At 62.6% G+C, this 385-nt stretch carries 1 protein-coding gene; it reads left to right on the top strand.

Translation table 11 applies throughout. The annotated features are described in order from the left end of the window. On the top strand, positions 1 to 385 hold a 385-nt coding region (locus tag AC1DLB_RS32330), incomplete at both ends, for an Ig-like domain-containing protein (protein WP_477786575.1).

The raw sequence follows: 385 nt of genomic DNA, 5'->3' as shown, positions 1-385 counted from the left end.
TGGGCACTGGCACGACCGACTCCAACAACTACGCCATCGACACCGTGCGCCCGACGGCTACCATCGTGGTCGCGGACTCGGCACTGAAAATCGGCGAAACCTCGCTGGTGACCATTACGTTCAGCGAAGCGGTGAGCGGTTTCACCAACGCGGACCTGACGATCGCTAACGGCACGTTGACCTCGGTGAGCAGCAGCGACGGCGGCATCACCTGGACCGCGACCTTCACACCTTCGGCGAGCATCAACGACACCACCAACCTGATCACCCTGGACAACACCGGGATCAGCGATTTGGCGGGCAACGCCGGCAGCGGCACCACCGATTCCAATAACTACGCCATCGACACCGTGCGCCCGACCGCCACGATTGTGCTGGCCGATAC

This window comes from Pseudomonas sp. 05N434, from assembly GCF_056396965.1.
This window is presented reverse-complemented; position numbering and strand designations above follow the sequence as displayed.